The organism is Mesorhizobium sp. WSM4850, from assembly GCF_055811735.1.
Genome location: NZ_JBVVPV010000011.1, coordinates 13,217 through 36,674, shown reverse-complemented (window position 1 = coordinate 36,674; position 23,458 = coordinate 13,217). Strand labels below are relative to the sequence as shown.

The following is a 23,458-nucleotide window of genomic DNA, read 5'->3' as shown; positions in this document are numbered from 1 at the left end:
GCCGGATTGGGGAATGAGAACAAACTGCCATGGATAAGTAAAATTCAATAACTTTACTTTCGTGCTAAAAAAAATTTAGTATGGCTCATGAGAAACCTCACGCTCAAGCAATTCAAGACCGTTCAGGCCATCATCAGCCATGGAAAAATTGTAAGCGCGGCCAAGGTGTTAGGCTTGTCTCCTCCAGCGGTGACGATCCAGTTGCGGCAGGTCGAGGAGGAGTTCCAGCTGGCCTTGTTCGACCGGACGTCGGACGGCATGCGTCCGACTGCCGCAGGTCTGGCCTTCGTCGAGACGGCGCAGGCGATCGAGGAGCGGCTTCGCCTGCTCGAAGACAAGATGGATGCGATCAAGGGCGTGCGTATCGGCAGCTTGCGGCTCGGCGTCGTTTCCACCGCCAAATATTTCGCGCCGCGGCTGATGGCCGGCTTCATGAAGGAACATCCCGACATCGACATGCGGCTCGCCATCGGCAACCGCGCCGAAACCATCAACAGTCTTAAGAACCACGACATCGACATCGCGCTGATGGGACGCCCGGCGAGGGAAGTCCCGGTGCGTGCCTCGGTATTCGGCGATCACCCGCTGGTCATCATCGCGCCGCCCGACCACCCGCTGGCGTCGGCGCGCGAGATATCCAAGGAGCGGATCGCCGAAGAGCATTTCCTCATCCGCGAGCCGGGCTCCGGCACGCGCATCTCGCTGGAAATATTCCTCAGCGACGTGCCCGGCCGCATCGACGATCTCGGCGTCGAGATGGGCTCGAACGAGACGATCAAGCAGGCGGTGATGGCCGGGCTCGGCATCGCCTTCATCTCTGCCCACACCATCGCCGCCGAAACCGAAGCCGGCCGGCTGGTCATCCTCGACGTCGTCGGCATGCCGATCCGCCGGCAATGGTTTTCGGTGATGCGCAGCGATCACGCGATCTCGCCGGCCATGGCGACGTTCCACGACTTCCTGATGCGCAAGGGCGCGATGTATCTGCCCCTGTTCGGCAAGCTCTATCCGCACGAAGGACCGAACGCAGGAGGTCGCGCCTGAATTGAGGGCGGAATGCGTCGCTGGCAGCCACCTGCCAGGGCGGCTAGTTCGATTTGCCGAGAGCTTTCAGGACAAAGCGAATCTGCGTGCGCAGGCCCGCTTCGGTGTCTTCGCCGTGTTGAACGCAGTGCTCGATCAGAATCGGGTGGAAGAACGGCGTGAACGCGGCGTTGACCGCACGCGCCGCTTCTGCCGGGTCCTCGACCTTGAGTTCGCCCGCCTCGGTCCCCTCGCGAATGATCGCCTCAAGGATTTCCAACATTCGCTCGACATGCGCCTTGATGACCGCCCGATTCTCGCGCAGGGCGGCGACGATCAAGTCGTGCATGCTTCTTTCCTTGATCAATTTCGTCTTGTTGTGCTGGTGAACGGCGGTCAGGAGCCGGTCGAGTTTCTCCAAGGCCGGCGCGTTGGTGCGTGCGATCGCAACGGCGATGTCCGCGACCTCGTTCACGACCTGCCTGCAAATGGATTCGTTGATTGCATCCCTGGAGGAAAAGAAACGGTAGACGTTCGCCCGGCTCATGCCGAGTTCGGAGGCGATGTCGGCTACCGACGTCTTATGGTAGCCGATGCGGCGAAAATGCGCCTCCGCCACCTCCAGGATGCGAGCCCGCACCTCGTCGGGATCCGTTCGCGTTCCGACGGGATGATTCATGGATGTCTCCAGAACTGATGATGGATCTGCCGGGCTCGCCCTGAACGATCATTTGCAAGCGGTAAGGTCGTGCGGCTGGCCCTGCGTATGTTCAGGCAAAGCCAGCGGCGAAAATCTTGGTCCGCCTGCTCGACAACAGGACCCTATTCAGCAGCAATTGCTGTTTGCTTTTCCAATTCATTCGTCGAGCCGGATGGTTCCTCACGGACCTCGTCAGCAGTCGGCTTGATGCCGAACCACGCGGCGTAGAGCGCGGGAAGGAAGAGCAGGATCAGCACCGTGCCAACCGCCGTGCCGCCGATCAGCGTATAGGCCATCGATCCCCAGAAGACGGAGTGCGTGAGCGGGATGAAGGCCAGCACAGCGGCGAGTGCCGTCAGGATCACGGGCCTCGTGCGTTGCACCGTCGCCTCGATCACGGCGTGATAGTCGTCAAGGCCGGCAGCACGGTTCTCCTTGATCTGTTCGGTCAGGATCAGCGTGTTGCGCATCAGGATGCCGGCCAGTCCTATCATGCCCAGAATGGCGTTGAATCCGAAGGGCTGGTTGAAGGTGAGCAGCATCGGCACGACGCCGACAAGACCAAGCGGCGCCGTCAGCATCACCATGGACATCGTTGAGAAGGATCGTACCTGCAGCATGATAACAATCAGCATGGCGGCTATCATTGCCGGAAAGACTTTAGCAAGCGCGGTGTTGGCCTTTTCAGCCTCCTCGATCGATCCGCCCAATTCGATGCGATAGCCGCCCGAAAGGGATGCAATCAGCGGCTGAAGGGCCTTCACGATCTCCTTGGAAACCTCTGGAGGCTGAGTCGCTTCGTTGATATCCGAGCGGATCGTGATGACAGGCGTGCGATCGCGGCGCTTCATGATCGGCTCTTCCAGACGGATTTCCGAATGGCCGATCTGGTCGAGCGGAATCGGGCGACCGTCCCGGCTCATCAGTGAGAAATCCGCCAACCGTGTCGGATCCAGCCGCTCGCCGCCGGCGCTGCGTGCGACGATGGGGACGTTGCGGATGTCCTCGCGAACCTGCGTAACGGGGATGCCGGTGAGCAAGAACTGGAGTTGCTGGCCCACCTCTGCCGGCGACAGGCCGATGAGGTTCAGTCGATCCTGATCCGGGACGAAGCGGAGCACGGGTGTGCGATTGCCCCAATCGCGGTTGGCCTGACGCACGTCCGGGACGCCCCGCATGATGTCGAGGGCCTTCTCGGATATGCTGTAGAGTTGCGCGGGATCAGGTCCGACAATCCGGAACTCGACCGGGAACGGCGTGTAGGGGCCGAACACGAGTTGCGTGACGCGGACATTGGCTTCGGGTGCAAGCCCCTCTGCCACCGCCTCGCGGAGGCGGTGCTTCAACACCTCACGCGCCTCGGCGTCCTGGGTCAGCACGACGATCTTGGCGAAGGCAGGATCAGGCAGTTCCGGCGCCATTGCGAAAAAGAAGCGGGGCGCGCCCTGACCGACATAGCTCGTGACGATCTTGGCTTCGGCTTGGTCGTCCAGCCAGCCTTCGAGCTTCTCGACCGTAGCGGTCGTCGTCTCGATGCTGGTGCCTTCAGGCAGGCGAATCTCCACCAGCACTTCGGGGCGGTCGGATGTCGGGAAGAACTGCTGTTTGAGAGAGCCCATGCCGACAACGGAAAGCACGAAGGCGATGCCAACGATACCGCTGATCATGAACTTGTGGCGCACGGCGAAGGTGATGAGCCGCCGCAAGCGCCGATAATTGGGTGTGTCATAGATCGCGTGGTGACCGCCTTCGACCGGTTTGATCGCGGGCAGCATCTTGACGCCGAGGTAAGGTGTGAAGACCACCGCGACGATCCAGGAGACGATGAGGGCGAACCCTACGACCCAAAAGATGTTGCCGGCGTATTCGCCGGCCGTCGAGCGCGCGAAGCCCACCGGCAGGAAGCCGGCGATCGTCACGAGCGTTCCGGACAGCATCGGCGCCGCAGTGTGGCTCCACGCATAGGCCGCCGCCTTGATGCGGTCCATGCCTTCTTCCATCTTCACCACCATCACCTCGATGGCAATGATGGCGTCGTCCACGAGAAGACCGAGCGCCAGGATGAGGGCGCCGGGCGTGATGCGGTCGAAGAACCGGCCGGTCTCCAGCATGATGAGGAACACGACGGCAAGCGTCAGAGGGACGGCAGCCGCCACCACGATGCCGACGCGCCAGCCGAGGCTCAACAGGCTCACCAAGAGCACCACACCGAGCGCCATCGCAAACTTCATCATGAATTCGTCGACCGCAGAGGTGATGTTGACGGCCTGGTCGGTCACCTTGTCGAGCGTCATCCCGAGTGGCAGTGTCTGTGCGATGGCTGCTGTCCTGTCCTCCAGCGCCTTGCCGAGCGCGAGACCATCCCAGCCCTCCTGCATGACAGCCGCGAGCATGATTGTGGGCTCACCCTGACGTCGAATGAGGTAGGTGGGGGGATCTTCATAGCCGCGCCGGACTTCGGCGATATCTGAGAGCTTCAGCGTCCGCCCCGCAGCGGCAATCGGCGTGTCGGCGATCGCCTGAACGCTGTCATAAGCGCCGTCCACCCGGATGAAGACCCGCGGCCCCTGGGTGTCGATGGAGCCTGCCGGCGTGAGGGTGTTCTGCCGCTGCAAGGCGGCGACGATGTCCTGTGCCGACACGCCGAGGGTGGCCAGCTTGGCGTAGGAAAATTCGACGAATATCTGTTCGGGACGTTCACCAAGGATGTTGATCTTCTTGACGCCGGGCACGTGCAGGAGGTCCTGGCGGATCGCCTCGGCCTGTCTCGCCAACTCACGCATCGGCATGCCCTTGGCCTTCAGCGCATAAAGGGCGAAGCTTACATCCGAATATTCGTCGTTGACGAAGGGCCCGAAGACGCCGGACGGCAGGTTGCGGGCTTCATCCCCGAGCTTCTTGCGAGCCTGGTAGAACTCCTCCTGCACGACAGATGGCGGTGTGCTGTCCTTCAGCGTGACCGTCATATACGCGTAACCCGGCCGAGTGGTCGTCTCGACCCGGTCGTACCAGGTCATCTCCTGAAGCCGCTTCTCCAACGGTTCGGCGACGAGGTCCTGCATCTCGCGCGCCGTTGCGCCCGGCCATGCCGTCGTGACCGTCAGGGTCTTGATGGTGAAGTTGGGGTCCTCCGCCCGCCCGAGCATGACGAAAGCGTAGGCGCCGGCGGCGACCAGCAGGAGTATGAAGAACAGGGTAACGGCGCGTTCGCGAACGGCGATCGCGGAAAGATTTAGGTTCATCATCAGTTGCCCCTGCTTTCGGACGCAGTCCTGACGCGAGTGCCCTCCTGCAGGAGATGGGCGCCGAGCGAAACAATCGGATTGCTGGAGTTCAGTCCGGAGACCACCGCGGTTTCGCTGGTCACACGAACAAGCTTGACGGGCTGAAACTTTACGGTCGAGGTGGCGTTGTCCAGGACCCAAACGCCTGTCTTCTCGCCGTCATCGAGCACGGCTCCCAGCGGCACCTGGACTTCCCGCTGGCGTGCCTGGCCTGCAAGCCGAATGGTTACCGTCGCACCAAGCGGTGCTGCCGCCGCCTCACCGTCGAGCACATAACGGGCCTCATAGGTACGGGTCTGGGCATCGGCGGAGTTCGATAATTGCCGGAGATGTGCCGTATAACGACGCCCTTCGCCGCCATACACGCTGGCCTCGGCCGCCGACCCAATCGCCGGCCGGATCGTTTCGGGAAGCGCGACCACCGCTTCGCGGGAGCCGGCCTTGGCGATCCGGGCCACTGTCTGGCCGGCGGAGACGACCTGCCCCGGCTCGCCAAGCGTTTCGACCACCGTTCCATCCGCGTCGGCCAGCAGGACCGCGTAGATCGCTTCGTTCTCGGCGACCCGTGCTTCGGCTTCGGCGGCGGCGAGTTGCGCCTCGGCCGTATCGACCGCGGCCTTCGCCTGCTCGTAGCGCTGTCGGGGGACCCATCCATCCCTGAGCAAACTGGCGTATCGCCGTTCATCCGGTTCCGTCTGAACGACTGTTGCGCGCGCTGCGGCAACGGCGTTGCGCTTCGCCGTGAGCGCGAGGCGAAGGTCGGTGTCGTCGATGCGCATCAGTGGCTGACCAGCCTTGACCTCCTGACCCACATCCACGAGCCGCTCCACGATTTTGCCGGGGACTCGAAAGCCGAGATCGCTCTGCACCCTCGCCCCGACAATACCGGTAAAGCCGCGTTCGGATCCGGTCACCGGCGCTGCCGTCACCAGTCTGACGATCGGCGGTTCCTGCCTCAGGTCGCCTACGGCGGAGGCTCCCTGCGTAGGAATAGCAAGTGTGGCAAATGCCGCCGCTCCTGACATCGCGATCAGCACGCCCCCCAGCACAACAGCGGGTCTCTTTTTCACGTTCGTCGCCTCTCAAGAAAGATTGCATTTGACCTTTACATCGGCCCGACGGACGCGAGCCCAGCAGCACGCAGGCTGCCGTCTGCAAGGCGGGTCGGTGCGTTGGCATCGGCGCGCATGCCGGTCTCGGACGATACCGTCACCTCCTCGCCGGACCGCGAGAACGCGTAGAGCGGGCCGCGGTGGCCCGGTATCGAAAAGGCCACGGAGTCGCCGTCGGCGAGGCCCATGACGACGCGCTGCGGATCGCCGCCGATCTTCGGCGCGAAGGTGGCGGTGACTTCCAGGCGGTCGCCCTCGACCGGGACGTAATAGACGACCATGTCGAGGTGTCCCTCGTGCAGGCTGCCGGCTTCGATCGGGCGTCCTATGGTGGCTTCTTCGGCAAATGCCGGGGCGGCAAGAAACAGCGCGGCCAGAACCGAGGCGCTCAGGGTTTTGCGGATCATCTCGTATCTCCTTCGTTTTAGATTGCGTTCGAACTCTATAACTGAGTTAGATTACGAATGCAATCTAAAAAATGAAAATTTATGATGCATGTGAGTCGCATGGCGCATCGCGCAGACAGAATGGAGGGCTGCCCGATTGACGTGCTCGGTTCGGATGCCGCCAGGCAGGGCGCCGACGTGAGGCATCATTCGAGGCCGGGGATCAGGGATTATTCTGGGACGCTCGGTAGCTGGGTTGGCGAGGGCAGGGGCAAGGAGCCCAGCTGCAAGGCCATTCTCTCGACAATATTCGGCGCGGTGCTCCTCTCGCGACCGTCAACGACGAGCGGCTGTCGAAGCGGTTCCCGCAAGCGGCCGCCGAGAGCGCGCGGTGCTCGAAACAGAACCAGTGCGGCGTCTGCCTTGCTTGGCAAAGCCCCATCCTGCATTCTTGTCCTTGTCGCAACCTGGATGCTCGCACTTATGGTGCTGAATGCCTGGGCGCGTGACGCTGGGCAAGGCTACCCGGCACAACATGCTCCTCAATGGCCGCCAAGACAGGTTGGTTTTATAGAGATAGATAGGAAATAGATGGCGCGAGCCTCTGAATTAAATTTTGCGATACCGCCAAATTGATAACCGCATCCGTCTTCTTCTACGTAATGTTTGCCGACGTCGTAAAAATTGAAATACAGTTTACAAGCATCGTGACTTACACATGGTGGCCCCGAAAATTCCCCGTCATTTAGGTTTGCTGTGAAGGTCGTTTCAATCGAACTTCTTACGCATTTCGCAATAGAGCCATACGCACAAGGCTCGGAGGATTCGAAAATTTTGTCGGGATATATTGTGCAAAACCTGTCGTTTTTTAACATCTCACTGCCATCTGCAGCCACGGACCGAGGCTCTCCGCCTTTTGATGAGCAATACTCTGTGATCCTTCGAATGTAACCGCCAGAGTCGCTCAAAGTGGAATGAGAGACAGTCGCGGGAAAACTCGTCCCGCTAGCCAGATGAGAGAGTGCGACAAGGATGACCCGGAACATTTGAGATATCCCTCTTCAGGCAGATAGTGCCACACATCTGGATAACAGAGCAAAATGTATTGAAGATCACGTTGCTCGAGGTTCACCCCGAGAATCCTCCTAAGCGGTAGATGATCCACAAGCCGATGAAGATCGACGGCAAGATCCGTTGGCACACCAAGCGATTCCGGGCTGACACGCAGACCCGAACCTGACCATCACATCTAAGCCCAAGAGCATGGGAGCAGCTAGGATATTTGGAATAGGTGTTTCGGTCGGGTAGGATGCCGCCCTTGACGATCAGGTCAAAAACTCATCTTTCGACCATAGACGTTCCAATCAAATTGCCGTTGCGCCGAGCGCCTATGTCCAATGCGGATTGCACTTCCCGATCGATCTGCTCCCGCCGCGCCATGAACCAATTCTTAGCGCCTGGATAGTCAGCCCCCGATACGCCGGAGTCCGAAAAACCTAGCGTATTTTGGGACAAGGCAAGGATACCTTGCTGCCCCAATACAACGAAAAGAGCGACACGTGTTTCGGCGGAATTGGTCTCAAGCCATCTGGCGACCCCGATACCGACCATATCGTTCTGTAGGTCTTTCATGATTTCCACGGTCGTGTCAGGCTTTCCGCGTTTCACGTAGAGTTCAGCAAATTCATTGACCAGTCCACACCGGACGACCACCTCTTCGGCCATTGCCTCCGAAAGCCCGAGAAGCCTCAGTCCGGAATAGAGATAGGAAGACGCTGAAGCATGCTTGAGGGCGTTGCGATAGGTCCCGTCAAGACCTTGCTCAGTCACGATCCGGCGGACGCTCACTTCGAACCAGCTGTAAAAAGCGAGCGGCGGCAAAGCGATCAGGAGCGCCAGCGCTAAGAGCTTCCTCATCCGTCAAAACTCATCTTTCGCCTTCTGGTAAGGGACCATCAGCGCTTTCGGATAGACGCGTGGCGCGCCAGGCTTAACGACCTCAACCCAGAGGCCTGGCTCACCGACGTGCTTGCCCGCATTCCCGACGGTCATCCAATCAACCGGATCGACGAACTGCTGCCGTGGAACCGGTCCCAGAGGCTCCCAGCTTGACGAGCTCATTCATCATTGGCTCGGCGCGAATGAATCAAGCGCGACACGCATCTGTTCCATCGACTGCGGTCCGCCATGCCCTTCGGATTCCAGTATGTTCAAGCGGCTTGCCGGCCATATCCGATGGAGACGCCAGGCCGTTATTGCTGGCCCGCTAATGTCGCGGCGACCATGAACCAGAACGGCGGGAATATGTCCAATTGCGGAGACGCCGCGGAGTATCTCCTTTCCATTCTGAAGAAATCCGTCGTTCGACCAGTAGTGCGTGACAAGGGTCGCGAAAGCCAAGCCCTGTTCTTCGTCAAAGCGACGGTCAATCGGCACCCAGTTCAGATCAAGCGAGATGTGCGTCGACTCCCAATCGTTCCAGGCACGTGCTGCCCGTAGCCGATCCTCAATGTCCCCAGTGGCAAGCCGTCGCGCATAGGCCTCCACGATGCGCTCCCCATCGCGCCTAGCGGAGGCCTGCTCAAACCGTTGCCAGGCTTCGGGAAAGATGCGCCCAACCCCCTCGGTGATCCAATTGACCTCCTCCCGGCTTGTCGTCGTTACTGCGACGAGCACCAATTCCGAGACTCTATCTGGATGCGCTTGGGCATAAGCGAGCGCAAGGGTCGTCCCCCAGGACACGCCCGACACTGGCCACGTGTCGATGCCGAGGTGTCTTCTGACCGCTTTGATGTCCCCGATGAGCGACTGTGTCGTGTTGCGGTGCAGTTCGCCGAGAGCGTCGGTGATACGGGGGCGGCTTCGGCCGCATCCGCGCTGATTGATCCCCACAATGCGATATTTTTGCGGGTCGAAGCGACGGCGATAGCTGCCCGAGCCAAGAGCGCTGCCGGGGCCGCCATGCAGATAGAGAGCGGGCTTCCCGTCGGGATTGCCCGATACTTCCCAATAAATTTCATTTCCGTCGGCGACGCTGAGAAGCCCAGTATCGAACGGATCGATCGGAGGGTTCATATTTTCGGTCATGGCGTGGTTCGATATACCAACACGAGAGATCTTCAACGGGGGCTAACTTTGCAACGTGTCCGAACCGGGCTTTTCACGATCGGTTCCTTTCGCGTCCGACGCCGAACGAAAAGAGAACATTTAGTCAAGCAGCCTGTCAGCACAGAACCTTGCACGCTATCTTGAATTGATCATCCGATTCGACGGGCGGGGAGATCCATGTGCAAGGATTACGAGCAGCATATCGCCTGGGCGGAATATTGCCGGATGATGCTATCGCTGGCACTCAACATCCCCAGCCATCAGACCGAGCTTGATCTGCCGCAGGCGGATGACATCCGGATCAACGATCCCGCCCCTGTAATGCGCTCCGCCGGCGACACTATTGAACTGGTTTCGATGACGTTCGGGCCAACGGGACCAAAGGGCGGACCCCTATTCAACTTCCGTTCTGAGGGCCGTCAATTCGGCGGCAGCAAGCATTGCGTTGCTCCGGCGTCTGCGTTCTTCGAATTCACGGGAACGAAGTATCCCAAAGCGAAACACAGGTTCGCGCTTAATGGCTCCCCGTTTATGGCGGTCGCTGCGTTGTGGAAAAGAAAGCGCCGGCAACAAGCCGCCCACGTTCACCATGACGACTGAGCCGGGGCCGGACGTGGCTCCTTACCACAACCGACAAGTCGTTGTGCTCCAGCCGGAGGACTGGGCAGCCTGGATCCACCTAACAAAGCCCGAAGCTGAACTTTTGCGACCGTTGCCGAGAGGTCGCCTGACAAGCCCGCTGACTGCGCTTCTGCTAGCCTGCTATTGGTTCGGCGAAAGCTTCTTCAAGGCCAGTTGCCGCCTGGGCGGCAAGACCGCGGGCCGCTGCTTGTGAATCGTAGAATTCCTCAAGCGCATAGACCTTGCCCCACCGCAGCGTGAACACGTGGAGACCGCTGTTGACGTAGGATGCGTCGCCGTTGAGCAGCGTCGCGGTGCCGTCCCACTGGGCAAATACGGTGGTATGCCAGGGCCAGCCCGTCACCCAGACGCGGTTGACCGTGAGATGGAGATTGGGCAGGACGCGGCCGAGGCGCTCAAACCAGCGGCGCACGGCTTCCTTGTCGTGGCGCTCACCACCAAGCGCGTGGGCGCCGGAAACGCGGTGATGGACATGCGGCACGAGTGCTTTCACCGCCTCGTCCCAGCGATGGTTGTTGACGTGGTCGAAGCTCTGCCGGATCGATTTCTCGACGATATAACTGTATAGCATTTGACCTCTCCTCCAAATTTGTTCGATGCGTGGCCGGGCACCGTGTGCAGCCGAATTGGATTGCGTTCGTACGCTATACCTGCTATAGATGTCGAACGCAAGCTAAATAAGGAGGTCTACATGCGTGTGAGTCGCATTCAGGCGGCGGAAAACCGCGAAACCGTGATCAATGTGGCAAGCCGGCTTTTTCGGGAGCGCGGCTTTGACGGCATCGGCCTCAAAGACCTGATGCAGGCTGCCGGGCTGACCCAGGGCGCGTTCTACAAGCAGTTCGCCTCCAAGGACGATCTGGCGGTGCAGGCGTCGAGGCGGGCGATGGAGAGCGCCACGCTGCGCTGGTCGGCCGCGACTGCGGCAAAATCCGAGGATCCGCTTGGCGCGGTGATCGCATTCTACCTCAGTATGGGCCATCGCGGGGAAAAGATGGACGGCTGCCCGATTGTCGCGCTCGGTTCGGATGCCGCCAGACAGGGCAGCGAGGTGAAAGCGTCGTTCGAAGCCGGGATCAAGGAGCATCTCGAAATCCTCGGCCGTTTCATTGCCGACGCTAAAGCTGAGGAGCCCGACAGAAAGGCCATGGCCATTCTCTCGACGATGGTCGGCGCGCTGATGCTGTCGCGCGTCGTCAACGATCCGGATCTCGCCCAGGCCTTCTTGGACGCGGCGACCGGACAGGTTCGCGAAGCAGCCGGCGCTTGAACAGCGTGCGCAGCGCTGGCGACGCAGCCAACTCGATAGGAAAATAGATGCGACGGATTGTTGTTACAGGCATGGGAGCGGTCACGCCCCTTGCTGCCGATGTCGAAGCGTCGTGGTCGCGGCTGCTGTCCGGTCGCTCGGGCATCCGCAGGCTTCCGGACGATGTGGTGGCAGACCTCCCGGCCAAGATCGGCGGGGTGGTTCCCTCGCTGGAAGACGATCCGGAGGCTGGTTTCGATCCGAATACCGTCCTGGCTGCGAGGGACCAGCGCAAGGTAGACCGGTTCATCATCTTCGGGCTCGCCGCTGCACAAGAGGCCCTCGCGCAAGCAGGATGGACGCCCGCCTCGGAAGCGGATCGCCTGCGCACGGCCACGATCATCGCCTCCGGCATCGGCGGCTTCCCCGCCATCACCGAGGCGGTGCGCACGGTCGACCAGCGCGGCGTCCGCCGCCTCTCGCCGTTTACGGTTCCGTCCTTCCTGGTGAACCTCGCGGCGGGCCACATCTCGATCCGCCATGGCTTCAAGGGGCCGCTCGGCGCGCCGGTGACGGCGTGCGCGGCCGGCATCCAGGCGATCGGCGATGCGGCCCGCCTCATCCGCGCCAACGAAGCCGATATCGCCGTGTGCGGCGGGACGGAAGCCTGCATGAACATCGTCAGTCTCGGTGGGTTTGCTGCAGCACGCTCTCTTTCGACCGGCTTCAACTGGGCGCCGGCTCAGGCGTCACGGCCCTTCGACGTGTCGCGGGACGGCTTCGTCATGGGCGAAGGAGCCGGCGTGCTGGTCATCGAGGCGTTGAGCCACGCGCTGGCGCGCGGTGCGAAACCGCTCGCCGAGCTCGTCGGCTACGGCACGACGGCGGATGCGCATCACGTCACCTCCGGTCCCGAGGATGGCGACGGGGCGCGCCGAGCCATGCAGGTCGCAATTGCCCAAGCCGGCATTTCGCCGCGTGAGGTTCGTCACCTCAATGCGCACGCGACCTCCACGCCGGTCGGTGATCTCGGGGAAATCGCGGCGATCAAAACACTCTTCGGCGCAGATTCCACCATCGCCGTCAGCGCAACCAAATCGGCGACCGGACATTTGCTCGGAGCCGCCGGCGGGCTTGGAGCCATCTTCGCAATCCTGGCGCTCAGGGATCAGGTGGCGCCGCCAACCCTCAATCTGGGCTCGCCGGATCCAGCCGGCGACGGCATCGACTTCGTCGCAAACCAGGCCCGGCCGATGACAATGGACTACGCGATCTCAAACGGCTTCGGCTTTGGCGGCGTCAACGCCAGCGCGCTGTTCCGGCGCTGGACGGACGAACTCGCCGGTGCGAACGCCAGAGGCGTTCATAACTGATGCCTCCGACCTTTCGTGCTTCTCCCACGCCAATCCAAAATCAATCCAACCCCAGAGAAAGAGATGATTTCCATGAACAAGACCAATCCTGGCGTCGCCCTGGTGACGGGGGCGTCCTCCGGCATCGGGCGCGCGACGGCCATAGCGTTGCAAAGCGCCGGTTTCCGCGTGTTCGGCACCAGCCGTCGCGCAGCCGCCAAAAACTCTGACGGTCTGACCATGCTGGTCTGTGACGTGACCGATGACGCGTCGGTGGCGAAACTGGTCGATGACGTGCTGGCGGAGACCGGGCGCATCGACCTGCTCGTCAACAATGCCGGCATGGGTCTGTTTGGTGGCGCGGAAGAGTCGTCAATGGTCCAGGCTCAGGCACTGTTCGATGTGAACGTCTTCGGCGTGCTCCGCGTGACCAACGCGATCCTGCCGATAATGCGCCGTCAAGGCGAGGGTAGAATCGTCAATCTGAGTTCGGTGCAGGGGTTCATCCCAGCTCCCTATTTCGCGCTTTATGCGTCGACCAAACATGCCATCGAAGGCTATTCCGAATCGCTCGACCATGAACTGCGCCCGTTCGGGATTCGCGTTGCATTGGTCGAACCCGCTTATACCCGCACGTCCTTTGAAGATAATCTCGCCAAGCCGGACCAGTTGCTTGATATCTATGACGCTGCGCGCGCTGGCATGAACGCAGTCGTGCGGAAAGCAATGGAAAAAGGCGATTTGCCCGAATTGGTCGCCAAGACCGTTTTGGCGGCTGCGACCGATCCCGTTCCGAAGAGGCGCTATGCTGCGGGAAAAATGGCGCGCCAGGTCAGTCTCCTGCGCCGTTTCGTCCCCGCATCCGCATTTGACAAGAGCCTGCGCAAGCAGAACGGGCTGCCGGTCTGACGACATCGAAGACACTCCGTGAAAATCGGAATCATCGGCCCTGGAAACGTCGGCGCCGCATTGGCGCAGCGCAACCTGAAGCAATTGCCTAGAACGCCCCGGCGGTTGTTGGTGTTAGATAAGCGATATGTTATATTGCAGTGCGAAAGAGTGGGGGCCACGTCCTTTCACACCCGTAAGCGATCTGTATGTGCGACCCCTGCAGTCTTGTCGGTATCTCGGAAACCTCCCGGGCATGGGGTTCGGGAATTCGATGGGGGTAATGGGGCAATGCTTTACACGCTGGTTATGATGGTCTGCCTGACGGATGTGCCGCAGACCTGTGAACAACGCGAGCAGATGGTGGACGGCCTGGCGATGAACCCAGGGACCGCCTTCATGCAGGCGCAGCCGCTGGTAGCCCAGTGGATCGAGACGCATCCCGGTTATTTCGTGCAGCGCTGGCGCGTGCTGCCCGGCCGGGGAACGTGAGATCCGCTGCGGAGATAGAGGTTCTACTTCTTTGCGGCGAGAGTTTCCGAGACGGCCTTGGACAATTGATAAAGCCGCTGCTCGATGATCGTCGGCACTTCACAGACGTAAGTCAGTGATTGGACGCGTTCATTGAAAATTCGCGTTGCGAATTTCAGCTGTTCGGTGCGCCGTTCGATGTCGTCGGGATTCGCATCCGGCTTTGCCCGCAACGCATCGACGTCGGACGCTGCCTTGCGCAAGGCGGCGGCCATTTCGAGCTGCTTGTGGGCGTACCGAGAAATGCCTGAGATCACCTGCGAACGCTCGGCGTCCATGTGATCGAACATGCCTTGCACCAGCATCGCCATCTTCGGCGCAAGCTGCTCGGCCGGCAGCGAGGCGGCGAAATTCTTGATCTTCTTCTGGGCTTCGGCGATCGGGATCCGCCGGGCCGCCACCTCCTCGACCAGGGTGGAGACGGCAGGGTCCTTCGAAAAGTCCTTCGCCGCTGGCGGAAGCTCCGGCCCGTTCCAGATCTGGCCGAGCGAGAGTTGCGGCACCTTGCGCTGTATGCAGGGCCAGTCCGGATCGGTATTCGCCGCCCTGGCGTTCACGCTCGGCGTGAGCATGGCAACCACAGCCAGGCTGCGAACAAGGCTCATTCGTGCCATCAGGCATTTCCTCCGGTGTCTTGTTTGCGGGTCACCAGGCCGCGCGAAGGGTCGTAGGCGATGATGGCGGCGGCAAGGAACAGAACAGTGCAGCCGGCAACGACGCCCAGCGACAGCCACTCGATCTGGCCGTAGAAGGCGAAGCGGATCAGTTCGACGGCATAGGTGAACGGGTTGGCGAGGCAGATCTTGTGGAGCAGCGGACTCGCCTCCTGGATGCGCCACAACGGATAGAGCGCCGGAGAGGCGAAATAGCCGGGAAAGATGACGAAGTTCATGATGCCGGCGAAATTTTCGAGCTGCTTGATCATCGACGACAAAAGCATGCCGAGCGCGCAAAGCATCATTCCCGACAGGAACAGCGCCGGCAGCACCATGAGATAGCCGATCGGCGGCGCCTTGACGCCCCAGAACCAGGCAACGATCAGGAACGCATAGACCTGCGCGATCGATACGGAGACGCCGGCGAGCATCTTCGACACCAGCAGGAACCAGCGCGGGAAGGGGCTGACCAGCAAGGTGCGCATGTTGCCCATCTCGCGGTCATAAACCATCGACAGCGAAGACTGCATGCCTGAGAACAACAGGATCATGCCGCACAGCCCCGGCGTGATGTAGACCTCGTAGAGCACGTAGGTCTTGTAGGGCGGGATGATCGACACGCCGAGCACCTGCCGGAATCCGGCGGCAAAGATGAACAGCCAGATGAGCGGCCGAACCAGCGAGGATATGAACCGCTCGCGCTGGTGCAGGAAGCGCAGGCATTCCCGCAGGACGACGCCCTTGAGGCAAATGAGATAGTGGCGCAGGCCGAATTTTTCGAACTTCGCCGGGATGATGCCGGCGACTTTTTCGGGCATTGAAGGAGCGCTCATGGCGATATCCCCGCGGTGCCGGCCGCCTCGATGCGGCTGAGCCTGGAAAAGGCGTCGCGGATCGAGCCGGCGCCGCTCGTCCTGACGACATCGGCCACCTTGCCCTTGGCGACCAGTTCGCCCTGGCGCAGCACGACGACATGGTCGCCGTCGTCAACCTCGTCGATCAGATGCGTTGCCCACAGCACGCCGATGCCCTCGGTTTCGACGAGCTTGCGGATGGTGGCGAGAATGCCGGCGCGCGACTGGATGTCGAGACCGACCGTCGCCTCGTCGAGCAGCAGCAGCGACGGGCGGTGGAGCAGCGCCCTGGCGATCTCGATGCGCCGCATCTGGCCGCCGGAAAGGCTGCGCGCCTTGTCATGCTGACGGCCCGGCATGTCGACGATATCGAGCAGCGCGGCAATGCGCTGCCGGGCCTCGCGTCCGCCGATGCCATGCAGCGCGGCGTGGTAGGAGAGGTTCTGGTAGACGCTGAGATCGAGGTCGAGCGTGCGCGCCTGGAACACGATGCCGACCCGCCTGAGCGCCTCGCCCGAAGCGCGGCTGACGTCATGGCCGAAGATGCGGATCGATCCGCGGCGCGTGTCGTAAAGATGGCTGATCAGCGAGAACAGGGTCGTCTTTCCTGCGCCGTTGAGACCGAGAAGAACGGTGAACGTCGCCGGCGCGATCGAGAACGAGACGTCGTTGAGCGCCGGCTTCGAACCATAGGAATGGCTGACGGCGGCGACGTCGAGCGCCGCCACCTGATCTCCCGGTCCGCTTGTCCTCACATGCTGCACGCCGGCTGGCTCCCTTGTCGTCGACAACAGTCTGGCCCAAGTCTAGCCCACGGGGCGCGATCGCGCAGGTCCTGCTTTTCAAACCTTACTTGATCGTGATCGTGCCCTTCATGCCCTTGTCGGCGAGGTCGGGCACCGACCATGTGTAGATGCCGGGCCTCACGGTGGTGAACTGCACCTGGATGGTGCCGTCGGCGTCGAATTCGAGCCATGCGGGTGCGCCGTTCATGTGCACCTCGAGGTCGTTGATGACGATCTGGTTGTTCCACACATTGCGGAACAGGTCGGTGTGGAATTTGTACTCCAGCCCGCCCGCCGCGGTGATCTTCCAGCGATAGCCCTGGCCGGCGATCAGCTCAAAATCCTTCTGGCTGGCGGTGAACTGGTCTTCCTTGCTGCCGAGGATAAGTTCCGGCACGTCCTTGCTGGCCCGGGTCGCCTTCTCGGCTTTCGGATTGGCCTCCGTGCTGGCCGCTCCGGCGGCGGCGTCATCGTCATCGCCGTCCTGCGCCGAGACCTGGCCCTGGGTGAGCGCCATGCCCACCAGCGCGGCGAAAGCGACTGCCCGAAATTTCCGCATGATTTCCTGCCCTTCTGCTGTTTTTCTGTCGGTTTGATTCACTTGGTTTATTGAATGGTTCATGTGGCGGGATTCATTTGGGAGAGACGACGACGCCCCACGGCAGCGCGCCGACGGTCACCGACTGCACCGGCTCGTCGGTCGCCACGTCGATGAAGGTGATGTCGTTCGACACGCCGTTGGTCGAGATGATGGTCTTCTGGTCCGGGGTGAAGGCGAGCTGCCAGACGCGTTGGCCGACCAGCACGTATTTCTCGACCTCGTATGTCTGTGTGTTGACCACCGCGACGCGGTTGGCCGGTCCGAGCGCCACATAGGCTTTCTTGCCGTCGGCGGTGATGCGCACACCGACCGGCTGGATGGATTCGGGCCTCAGGCCGGCAACCTCGAAGGTGATCTTCTGGACGACTTCGCGCGTTTGATTGTCGATCACCGAAACCGTGCCACCGATCTCGGCACTCACCCAGGCCTGCTTGCCGTCGGGGGTGAACTCGACGAAGCGCGGACGCGCATCCACCAGCACGTTGTCGGTGATCTCGTGCGTCGACGTATCGATGAAATGCGCCATGTTCGTCGTTTCCGACGTGTTGACCATGGTCTTTCCGTCCGGGCTGACACCCATGCCCTCCGGTTCGACGCCGACCGGGATTTCCGCCAGCACCTTCTTGCCCTCGATGTCGATGACGGTGACGAGATTGTCGTCCTCATTGGCGACATAGAGCGTCTTGCCGTCAGGCGACAGCACGAACAGCTCCGGGTCGGGCCCGGAAGGCAAGGTGTCGACGATCTCCAGCGACGCCGTGTCGATGACCTCGATCGAATCATCGTCGCTGGCGCAGAGATAAATGTGCTTGCCGTCGTGCGAGATGGTGATGCCGCGCGGACGCTGCCCGACATTGACGGTCTTCACCACCTGCATCGTCGCGGTGTCGACCACGGTCATCGTGTTGTCTTTCTCGTTGGAGACATAGGCCATGTAGGCCGACGCCGGACCGGCCATGAAGCCGGTCGTAACTATGGCGAGTGCGCAAGCTCGTCTCTGCACTGAAATTCCTCCCGAACTTTTCTACTTAAGCACGCATTTTGTTTCCGGCTCATCGACCCCGAGCGTATCGAGCTCCGACAGCTGGTGCAAAAATCCCTCCTGCGGCGATGTCGAGACGACCGACCTGGTGTCGCCGAGGAAGATCGGCTGCCGCAACTGCTGGTTCCATTTGCGGAAGGTCAGTTTCTGCCCTTTGAAGGCGGCGATCGAAAAATCGTCGGAGCGGATGAAATCGGCCATCTTGCGCGGGTCGGCGCCCTGCGTGCGGGTCGCCGCCTCGCCGAGGATGCGCACCGCGGTCCACGCCGCCATGTCCTTCGACACCATGCGGCGGCCGTTTGCCTTGGCGAAGCGGTTCTGGATCTGGGTGCCGCCCCATTGCTCGCTGGCCGGATGCCAGGCCAAGGGGGTGAGGCCGGCGGTGCCGGCGACCGGCCGCGGAACCCAGGTGCGGAACGGAACGTAGGTGCCGAACACCTCGCTTTCGTCGGCGACCAGCAGCACATCGTGCTCCGGCAGGTCCTGGGTGAAGACAGGCATCTGCCGCTGGATCTGGACGACGCCGGAATCGGTCCGCCGCGCCGTGCCGGTATCCTCGAACAGTTTTTCGCCGACGATCTCGCCGCCGAAGCGCGTCGCCGCCCGGCGCAGCGCCTCGGCAAAAAGCTGGTCGCGCTCGTGCGAGCCGTAGATCAGTACCCAGCGCCGCCATTGCTTCCAGATGAGATACTGCGCCAGCGCGTCGGCCAGCATGCTGCGCGTCGGGATGGTGTGGAAGATGCTGGCGCGGCATTCCTCCTCGCGAAGACTGTCGTCGGTGGCGCCAGCGTTGAAGATCAAAACGCCGTTGTCGCGAGCAAGATCGGCGATCGACAGCAACTGCCTGGCCGAGAGGTCTGCGACCACATAGCGGTTGCCTTTGGCGATCATTTCCTGGAAGGCCGGGACGACATCGGCATCCGGCTTCACCTCGGTCACGTCGAGGCTGAATTTCTGGCCGAGGAAGCTGCCGGTCGTGTTGTTGTCGGCAATCGCCACATTGCCGCCGGCAACGCCTTCATCGCGCGGCGGGACGTCGAGCACCGACAAGGCCAGCTGCGGCGCATAGGCGCGCAAATAGCCTATCTTGATCTCGGTCACCTTTTTTTCCGGCTTGGCCGTTGCGGCCGGCTGCTTGCCCGTCGCTTCCTGGGCGAGCGCGCCCGCAACGTTGACGGTCAGGGAAAAAAAGCACAAAAAGGCCGCCAGAGTGCCCGGCACCGCGCTCGTCATCGATAAAATTACCCGTTCTTGCGCTAAAGTCCGATTGTTGTCGGAGCGGCGCGAAGTCAAGGTGCCCGTGATGAGCTTAGCTGACCCGCAAATTTTATCAAACCCTGAAAGTGGACTGCTCACGTCTGCTTTAGTGCCATGCCTGCTCGCCCGAACGGCGGCCGAGCGGATTCTGGTATTCGGGCCCAAAAGCGTCCTTTTCCTCATGCCGGAGAAAGTCCGTCAATGACCAGAATGCTGGCCAGCATCACCGGCGTCGACGAGGCGGAGATCGCGCTTTCAGGCGGTGCCGACATCATCGACCTGAAGGATCCGAAGGCGGGAGCGCTGGGCGCGGTGTCCACGCAGACCATCCGCCGGACGATTTCGCTGATCGCCGGCCGGGCGCCGGTCAGCGCGGTCTGCGGCGACCTGCCGATGGAACCGGAGACGATCCGCGCCAGGGCCGAAGAGATCACTGCCGCCGGCGCCGATTACGTCAAGATAGGTTTGTTTCCGTCGGCAAATGTTGCGGCTTGTGCGGCGGCGCTCGCGCCGCTCGCCCCGCGAACGAAACTGATCGCCGTGCTTTTCGCCGACCTGGCGCCGGATTTCGAGCTTCTGCCGATGCTTGCCAAACATCGCTTCCATGGCGCCATGGTCGACACTGCCAACAAGGCCAACGGGCGGCTGCTCGACCATCTGCCGCCCGAGCGTATCCCGGGATTCATCGATCGAGCGAAATCGCTCGGCCTCATGGTTGGGCTGAGCGGATCGCTGGAAGCCCCTGATATTCCACGCCTGCTGCCCTTCGCTCCCGATTTTCTCGGCTTTCGCGGGGCGCTGTGCGGCGATTCCGGCCGCGTGGGTTCGATCAGCGCCGAGGCGGTTGCGCAGATCCGCGAGTTGATCCCGGAAGCATCCCGGGCCGGCGGCGCGTCGAGCATCGACTACCGCCTGCTGGCGGCGAGGGGCTATTCGCCGGGCACCGACCCGACACTGGGCACCGACAAGATCTTCGTGCGGGACTTTGTCCTGCCGGTCCAGATCGGCGCCTACAGTTTTGAGCACGGCCATACCCAAAAAGTGCGTTTCGACGTGACCGCCGACGTGCTGCAGGTCACCGACCATCCCGAAGACATGCGCCATGTGTTCTCCTACGACATCATCATGGACGGCATTCGCACCATTGTTGCGCGGGGCCACGTCCAGCTTAGCGAGGCCCTGGCCGAGCAGGTGGCGACCTACATCCTGGAGAACCCGCGTGTCGTGCGGGTCACGGTAAGGGTGGAAAAACTCGAGCTCGGCCCAGGCGGCGTCGGCGTCGAGATCGAACGCAAGCGCCAATCGGCAGGCCGCGGCGTTGCCTCCGGCCCTGCCGGCCGAAAAGACCCAGGCGCTGTTTCCCGGCCGCGACAGGAAAGGCCTGAGGCGATCAGGCGAGCCGTGGTCAAGCCGTCCCTCGTCAAGCTTGGCGGCAGCACGGTCCATGCGGCGGAACTGGAAAGCTGGATCGCGGCGCTGGCGGGTTCCAAGCTGCCGATCGTCATCGTGCCCGGCGGCGGCCTGTTCGCCGACCAGGTGCGCGAGACGCAGATTTACATGGATTTTTCCGACACCGCCGCCCACGCCATGGCGATCCTCGCCATGGAGCAGTTCGCCCAGGTCATCCTCGACCGTGACGAAAGGCTGGCGCCGGCACGGTCGCTGGAAGAAATGCGGCGGGCGCTGGACGCGGGGAAGATCCCGGTGTGGCTGCCGTCGTCATTGGCGCTGCCGGCGCCGGACATTCCGGCGTCCTGGGATGTTACCTCCGATTCCCTTGCCGCCTGGCTTGCCGGCAAGCTCGGCGCGAACGCGCTGCTCTTGATCAAGCAGACCGGCGCCTTCTCCGGCAGCGACACGATCGACAGCCTGGCGGTCAGAGGCATCGTCGACGCCGGCTTCGCCGCCATGCTGCCCGACGGTGTCGATGTCCACCTCGCTGGCCCGAAAGATGCCGCCGAGGCCGGGGCGCTGCTCGCGGCGGGCAATCTGCCCGGCATTGCGATCGCGGCTTCGATCCGGTCGGCAAGAAAAGCAGGGTAGGCGATGGCGACGCTGCATACGCCGCGCTGGGCATGGGTTTTGACCGGTTCCGGTCATTTTTTTACGGAGAGTTTTGCACTCATCCACCAGATCGAGCATTGCGATGTCTTCGTGTCGAAAGCCGCCAACGAAGTGCTGCACATGTACAAGCTCAAGCTCGATTTCCCGGAGACGACGCGCGTGCTGCACGACAAGACGGCGAGCGCGATCCCGGTCGGCGAATTCTATCACGGCGTCTATCACACGGTGGTGGTGGCGCCGGCCAGTTCCAACACGGTCGCCAAATGCGTGCACGGCATTTCCGACACGCTCGCCACCAACGTCTTTGCCCAGGCCGGAAAATGCCGGGTGCCGGCCATCGTCTTTGCCTGCGACACCGCGCCGGAACTCGAAACCATGGCGCCGCATGGGCTGGTCAAGGTCTATCCGCGCAGGATCGACCTGGAGAATACCAACCAGCTGAAGAGTTTTGAGCGAACCCAGGTGGTCGAGTCGCTTGCCGATCTCGAAGCCTCGGTCAGGCGGCGCCACGCCGAACTCGCAAGCCATGGCTGAGCGGCTGGTCTTTCTTACCGGCCATCTGGCCAAGGTCCGGCTGGAAAGGCTGCTGGCCGGACTGGGCGAAACCGAATTTGCCTGGGAGACCATCGACATAGGCGTCAAGGTCGCGGCGCTGATGAGCGAAGAGATCATCAAGCGGCGACTCAGCCTCGCAGGCGGCACCGACCGCGTCATCCTGCCCGGCCGCTATCGCGGCGACATCGAGCATCTGTCGAACCATTTCGGCGTGCCCTTCGTCCGCGGGCCCGACGAGATCGCCGATCTGCCGGCCTTTCTCGGCCGCGCGGGCGAGCCGCCTGACCTTTCGCGTCACGACATGCGCATCTTCGCCGAAATCGTCGATGCGCCGATGCTGTCGGTCGAGGCGCTGGTGGCGAGAGCACGGACGCTGGCCGCGGCCGGCGCCGACGTCATCGATCTCGGCTGCCTGCCGGAAACACCGTTTCCGTTGCTGGACGAGGCGGTGCGCGAACTGAAGGCACAGGGATTTCTGGTCAGCGTCGATTCGGCCAGCACCGACGAACTGTCGATCGGCGCGCGCGCCGGTGCGGACTATCTTCTCAGCCTCGATGAGAACACGCTGCCGCTGGCCTTCGATTGCGGGGCCGTGCCAGTTTTGATCCCGGCCACGCCCGGCGACCTGGATTCGCTCGGCCGGGCCATCGAAGCGGCGCAACAGGCCGGCGTCGCCTTCATCGCCGATCCGGTGCTCGACCCGATCCATTTCGGCTTTGCCGCCTCACTCGGGCGTTTCATCGAGGCGCGCCGCCGCTGGCCTGAGGTCGAGCTGCTGATGGGCACCGGCAATCTCACCGAATTGACCGACGCCGACAGTTCCGGCGTTACTGCGGTTCTGGCCGGGCTCTGCTCGGAACTTCAGATCCGAAACGTGCTTGCCGTGCACGTCAGCCCGCACACGCTGCGAACCATCGAGGAGCACGACATTGCCCGCCGCATCCTGTTTGCCGCCAAGAGTGACGGTGCGCTGCCGCGAAGTTACCATCCAGGACTGCTGCAGGTTCACGACCGCAAGCCGTTCACCGCCTCGACCGAGGATATCGCCGCACTGGCGGCGGAGGTGCGCGACACCAACTTCCGCATCATGACCGCCGAGGACGGCATCCATGTTTTCAACGGCAAGGGGCACGCGGTTGCCACCGATGCGTTCGAACTCTTTGCCGGGCTTGGCGTTGAGGCGGATGGAGCACACGCGTTCTATCTCGGCGCCGAACTGATGAAGGCCGAGATCGCGTGGCGCCTCGGCAAGCGCTATGTGCAGGACGAGCCGCTCGCATGGGGCGTTGCCGCGCCGGCTCCCGAAACCGACCGCAGCCGTCTTGCCGAAGCGGGCCCCACGCTTCGCGCGAAGAAAGAGCGCTAAACC

22 protein-coding genes and 2 pseudogenes are annotated in these 23,458 nt (G+C 62.1%); 11 read left to right on the top strand and 13 right to left on the bottom strand.

The features are described from left to right. Positions 1-87: 87 nt before the first annotated feature. Positions 88-1,044, top strand: a complete 957-nt coding sequence (locus tag AC0L2Z_RS13560) for a LysR family transcriptional regulator (RefSeq protein WP_473628275.1) — start codon at positions 88-90, stop codon at positions 1,042-1,044. Positions 1,045-1,087: 43 nt separating this feature from the next. On the opposite strand, the gene AC0L2Z_RS13555 is transcribed toward AC0L2Z_RS13560, so the two are convergent. The 5 genes from AC0L2Z_RS13555 to AC0L2Z_RS13535 all read right to left on the bottom strand — a co-directional run bounded on the left by AC0L2Z_RS13555 (position 1,088) and on the right by AC0L2Z_RS13535 (position 8,422). Continuing rightward, positions 1,088-1,642 (bottom strand): TetR/AcrR family transcriptional regulator, encoded by a 555-nt coding sequence (locus AC0L2Z_RS13555; protein WP_473628274.1) that lies wholly within the window; start codon positions 1,640-1,642, stop codon positions 1,088-1,090. Positions 1,643-1,845: 203 nt separating this feature from the next. Then, a complete protein-coding gene (locus AC0L2Z_RS13550) occupies positions 1,846-4,965 on the bottom strand; it encodes an efflux RND transporter permease subunit (RefSeq protein WP_473628383.1) in 3,120 nt (1,039 codons plus the stop codon). A gap of 2 nt (positions 4,966-4,967) precedes the next feature. Continuing rightward, a complete protein-coding gene (locus AC0L2Z_RS13545; RefSeq protein ID WP_473628273.1) occupies positions 4,968-6,077 on the bottom strand; it encodes an efflux RND transporter periplasmic adaptor subunit in 1,110 nt (369 codons plus the stop codon). 35 nt (positions 6,078-6,112) lie between these two features. Beyond that, complete coding sequence (locus tag AC0L2Z_RS13540) at positions 6,113-6,526, bottom strand: hypothetical protein (protein WP_473628271.1); 414 nt, start codon at positions 6,524-6,526, stop codon at positions 6,113-6,115. Positions 6,527-7,843: 1,317 nt separating this feature from the next. Then, positions 7,844-8,422, bottom strand: coding sequence for a hypothetical protein (locus AC0L2Z_RS13535; RefSeq protein ID WP_473628269.1), 579 nt, complete (start codon positions 8,420-8,422; stop codon positions 7,844-7,846). 66 nt (positions 8,423-8,488) lie between these two features. Between AC0L2Z_RS13535 and AC0L2Z_RS13530 the strand changes: the two are divergent. Beyond that, positions 8,489-8,617 (top strand): annotated as a pseudogene (locus AC0L2Z_RS13530) (transposase domain-containing protein); the annotation flags it as partial. A 12-nt stretch (positions 8,618-8,629) separates the two neighbouring features. Here AC0L2Z_RS13530 and pip read toward each other — a convergent pair. Further along, positions 8,630-9,592, bottom strand: a complete 963-nt coding sequence (pip, locus tag AC0L2Z_RS13525) for a prolyl aminopeptidase (RefSeq protein ID WP_473628268.1) — start codon at positions 9,590-9,592, stop codon at positions 8,630-8,632. A 198-nt stretch (positions 9,593-9,790) separates the two neighbouring features. Here pip and AC0L2Z_RS13520 point away from each other — a divergent pair. After that, positions 9,791-10,448: pseudogene (locus AC0L2Z_RS13520) on the top strand (SOS response-associated peptidase family protein). Here AC0L2Z_RS13520 and AC0L2Z_RS13515 read toward each other — a convergent pair. Continuing rightward, positions 10,368-10,826: a nuclear transport factor 2 family protein gene (locus AC0L2Z_RS13515; protein ID WP_473628267.1), complete on the bottom strand. Its 459-nt coding sequence runs from the start codon at positions 10,824-10,826 to the stop codon at positions 10,368-10,370. The pseudogene AC0L2Z_RS13520 and the gene AC0L2Z_RS13515 sit on opposite strands and share 81 nt — an antisense overlap. Before the next feature lie 120 nt (positions 10,827-10,946). Between AC0L2Z_RS13515 and AC0L2Z_RS13510 the strand changes: the two genes are divergently transcribed. From AC0L2Z_RS13510 to AC0L2Z_RS13495, 4 genes are all read left to right on the top strand, one after another. After that, complete coding sequence (locus AC0L2Z_RS13510) at positions 10,947-11,525, top strand: TetR/AcrR family transcriptional regulator (RefSeq protein ID WP_023797706.1); 579 nt, start codon at positions 10,947-10,949, stop codon at positions 11,523-11,525. A 47-nt stretch (positions 11,526-11,572) separates the two neighbouring features. Next, the gene (gene fabF, locus AC0L2Z_RS13505) at positions 11,573-12,877 is read left to right on the top strand and encodes a beta-ketoacyl-ACP synthase II (protein WP_473628265.1); all 1,305 of its coding nucleotides are present in this window, start codon (positions 11,573-11,575) and stop codon (positions 12,875-12,877) included. 72 nt (positions 12,878-12,949) lie between these two features. Next, on the top strand, positions 12,950-13,765 hold the full coding sequence (locus AC0L2Z_RS13500) for an oxidoreductase (protein WP_473628264.1): 816 nt from the start codon (positions 12,950-12,952) through the stop codon (positions 13,763-13,765). Between the two features lie 270 nt (positions 13,766-14,035). Continuing rightward, positions 14,036-14,236, top strand: coding sequence for a hypothetical protein (locus tag AC0L2Z_RS13495; protein WP_023797709.1), 201 nt, complete (start codon positions 14,036-14,038; stop codon positions 14,234-14,236). A 23-nt stretch (positions 14,237-14,259) separates the two neighbouring features. Here AC0L2Z_RS13495 and AC0L2Z_RS13490 read toward each other — a convergent pair whose 3' ends face one another. From AC0L2Z_RS13490 to AC0L2Z_RS13465, 6 genes are all read right to left on the bottom strand, one after another. Then, the gene (locus tag AC0L2Z_RS13490) at positions 14,260-14,889 is read right to left on the bottom strand and encodes a hypothetical protein (protein ID WP_473628263.1); all 630 of its coding nucleotides are present in this window, start codon (positions 14,887-14,889) and stop codon (positions 14,260-14,262) included. Continuing rightward, on the bottom strand, positions 14,889-15,749 hold the full coding sequence (locus AC0L2Z_RS13485; RefSeq protein WP_473609419.1) for an ABC transporter permease: 861 nt from the start codon (positions 15,747-15,749) through the stop codon (positions 14,889-14,891). The genes AC0L2Z_RS13490 and AC0L2Z_RS13485 overlap by 1 nt, the downstream gene beginning before the upstream one ends. Positions 15,750-15,760: 11 nt before the next feature. Continuing rightward, complete coding sequence (locus tag AC0L2Z_RS13480; RefSeq protein ID WP_473628261.1) at positions 15,761-16,513, bottom strand: ATP-binding cassette domain-containing protein; 753 nt, start codon at positions 16,511-16,513, stop codon at positions 15,761-15,763. 121 nt (positions 16,514-16,634) lie between these two features. Then, positions 16,635-17,129: a cupredoxin domain-containing protein gene (locus tag AC0L2Z_RS13475; RefSeq protein WP_473628260.1), complete on the bottom strand. Its 495-nt coding sequence runs from the start codon at positions 17,127-17,129 to the stop codon at positions 16,635-16,637. A gap of 73 nt (positions 17,130-17,202) precedes the next feature. Further along, positions 17,203-18,129: a YVTN family beta-propeller repeat protein gene (locus AC0L2Z_RS13470; RefSeq protein ID WP_287137524.1), complete on the bottom strand. Its 927-nt coding sequence runs from the start codon at positions 18,127-18,129 to the stop codon at positions 17,203-17,205. Positions 18,130-18,195: 66 nt separating this feature from the next. Further along, positions 18,196-19,314, bottom strand: coding sequence for an ABC transporter substrate-binding protein (locus AC0L2Z_RS13465; protein ID WP_473628259.1), 1,119 nt, complete (start codon positions 19,312-19,314; stop codon positions 18,196-18,198). On the opposite strand from AC0L2Z_RS13465, the gene AC0L2Z_RS13460 reads away from it, so the two are divergent. From AC0L2Z_RS13460 to AC0L2Z_RS13445, 4 genes are read left to right on the top strand one after another with little or no spacing between them, the layout of a single operon-like run. After that, positions 19,301-19,675, top strand: coding sequence for a hypothetical protein (locus AC0L2Z_RS13460; RefSeq protein WP_473628257.1), 375 nt, complete (start codon positions 19,301-19,303; stop codon positions 19,673-19,675). The two genes, AC0L2Z_RS13465 and AC0L2Z_RS13460, sit on opposite strands and share 14 nt — an antisense overlap. Next, positions 19,672-21,513: a (5-formylfuran-3-yl)methyl phosphate synthase gene (locus AC0L2Z_RS13455; protein ID WP_473628255.1), complete on the top strand. Its 1,842-nt coding sequence runs from the start codon at positions 19,672-19,674 to the stop codon at positions 21,511-21,513. The genes AC0L2Z_RS13460 and AC0L2Z_RS13455 overlap by 4 nt, the downstream gene beginning before the upstream one ends. A 3-nt stretch (positions 21,514-21,516) precedes the next feature. Further along, complete coding sequence (locus AC0L2Z_RS13450) at positions 21,517-22,068, top strand: flavoprotein (protein WP_473628253.1); 552 nt, start codon at positions 21,517-21,519, stop codon at positions 22,066-22,068. Beyond that, positions 22,061-23,455 carry a DUF6513 domain-containing protein gene (locus AC0L2Z_RS13445; RefSeq protein ID WP_473628252.1) on the top strand — a complete coding sequence of 465 codons (1,395 nt, stop codon included), beginning with the start codon at positions 22,061-22,063 and terminating at the stop codon, positions 23,453-23,455. Before AC0L2Z_RS13450 ends, AC0L2Z_RS13445 begins: the two co-directional genes overlap by 8 nt. Positions 23,456-23,458 lie beyond the last annotated feature (3 nt).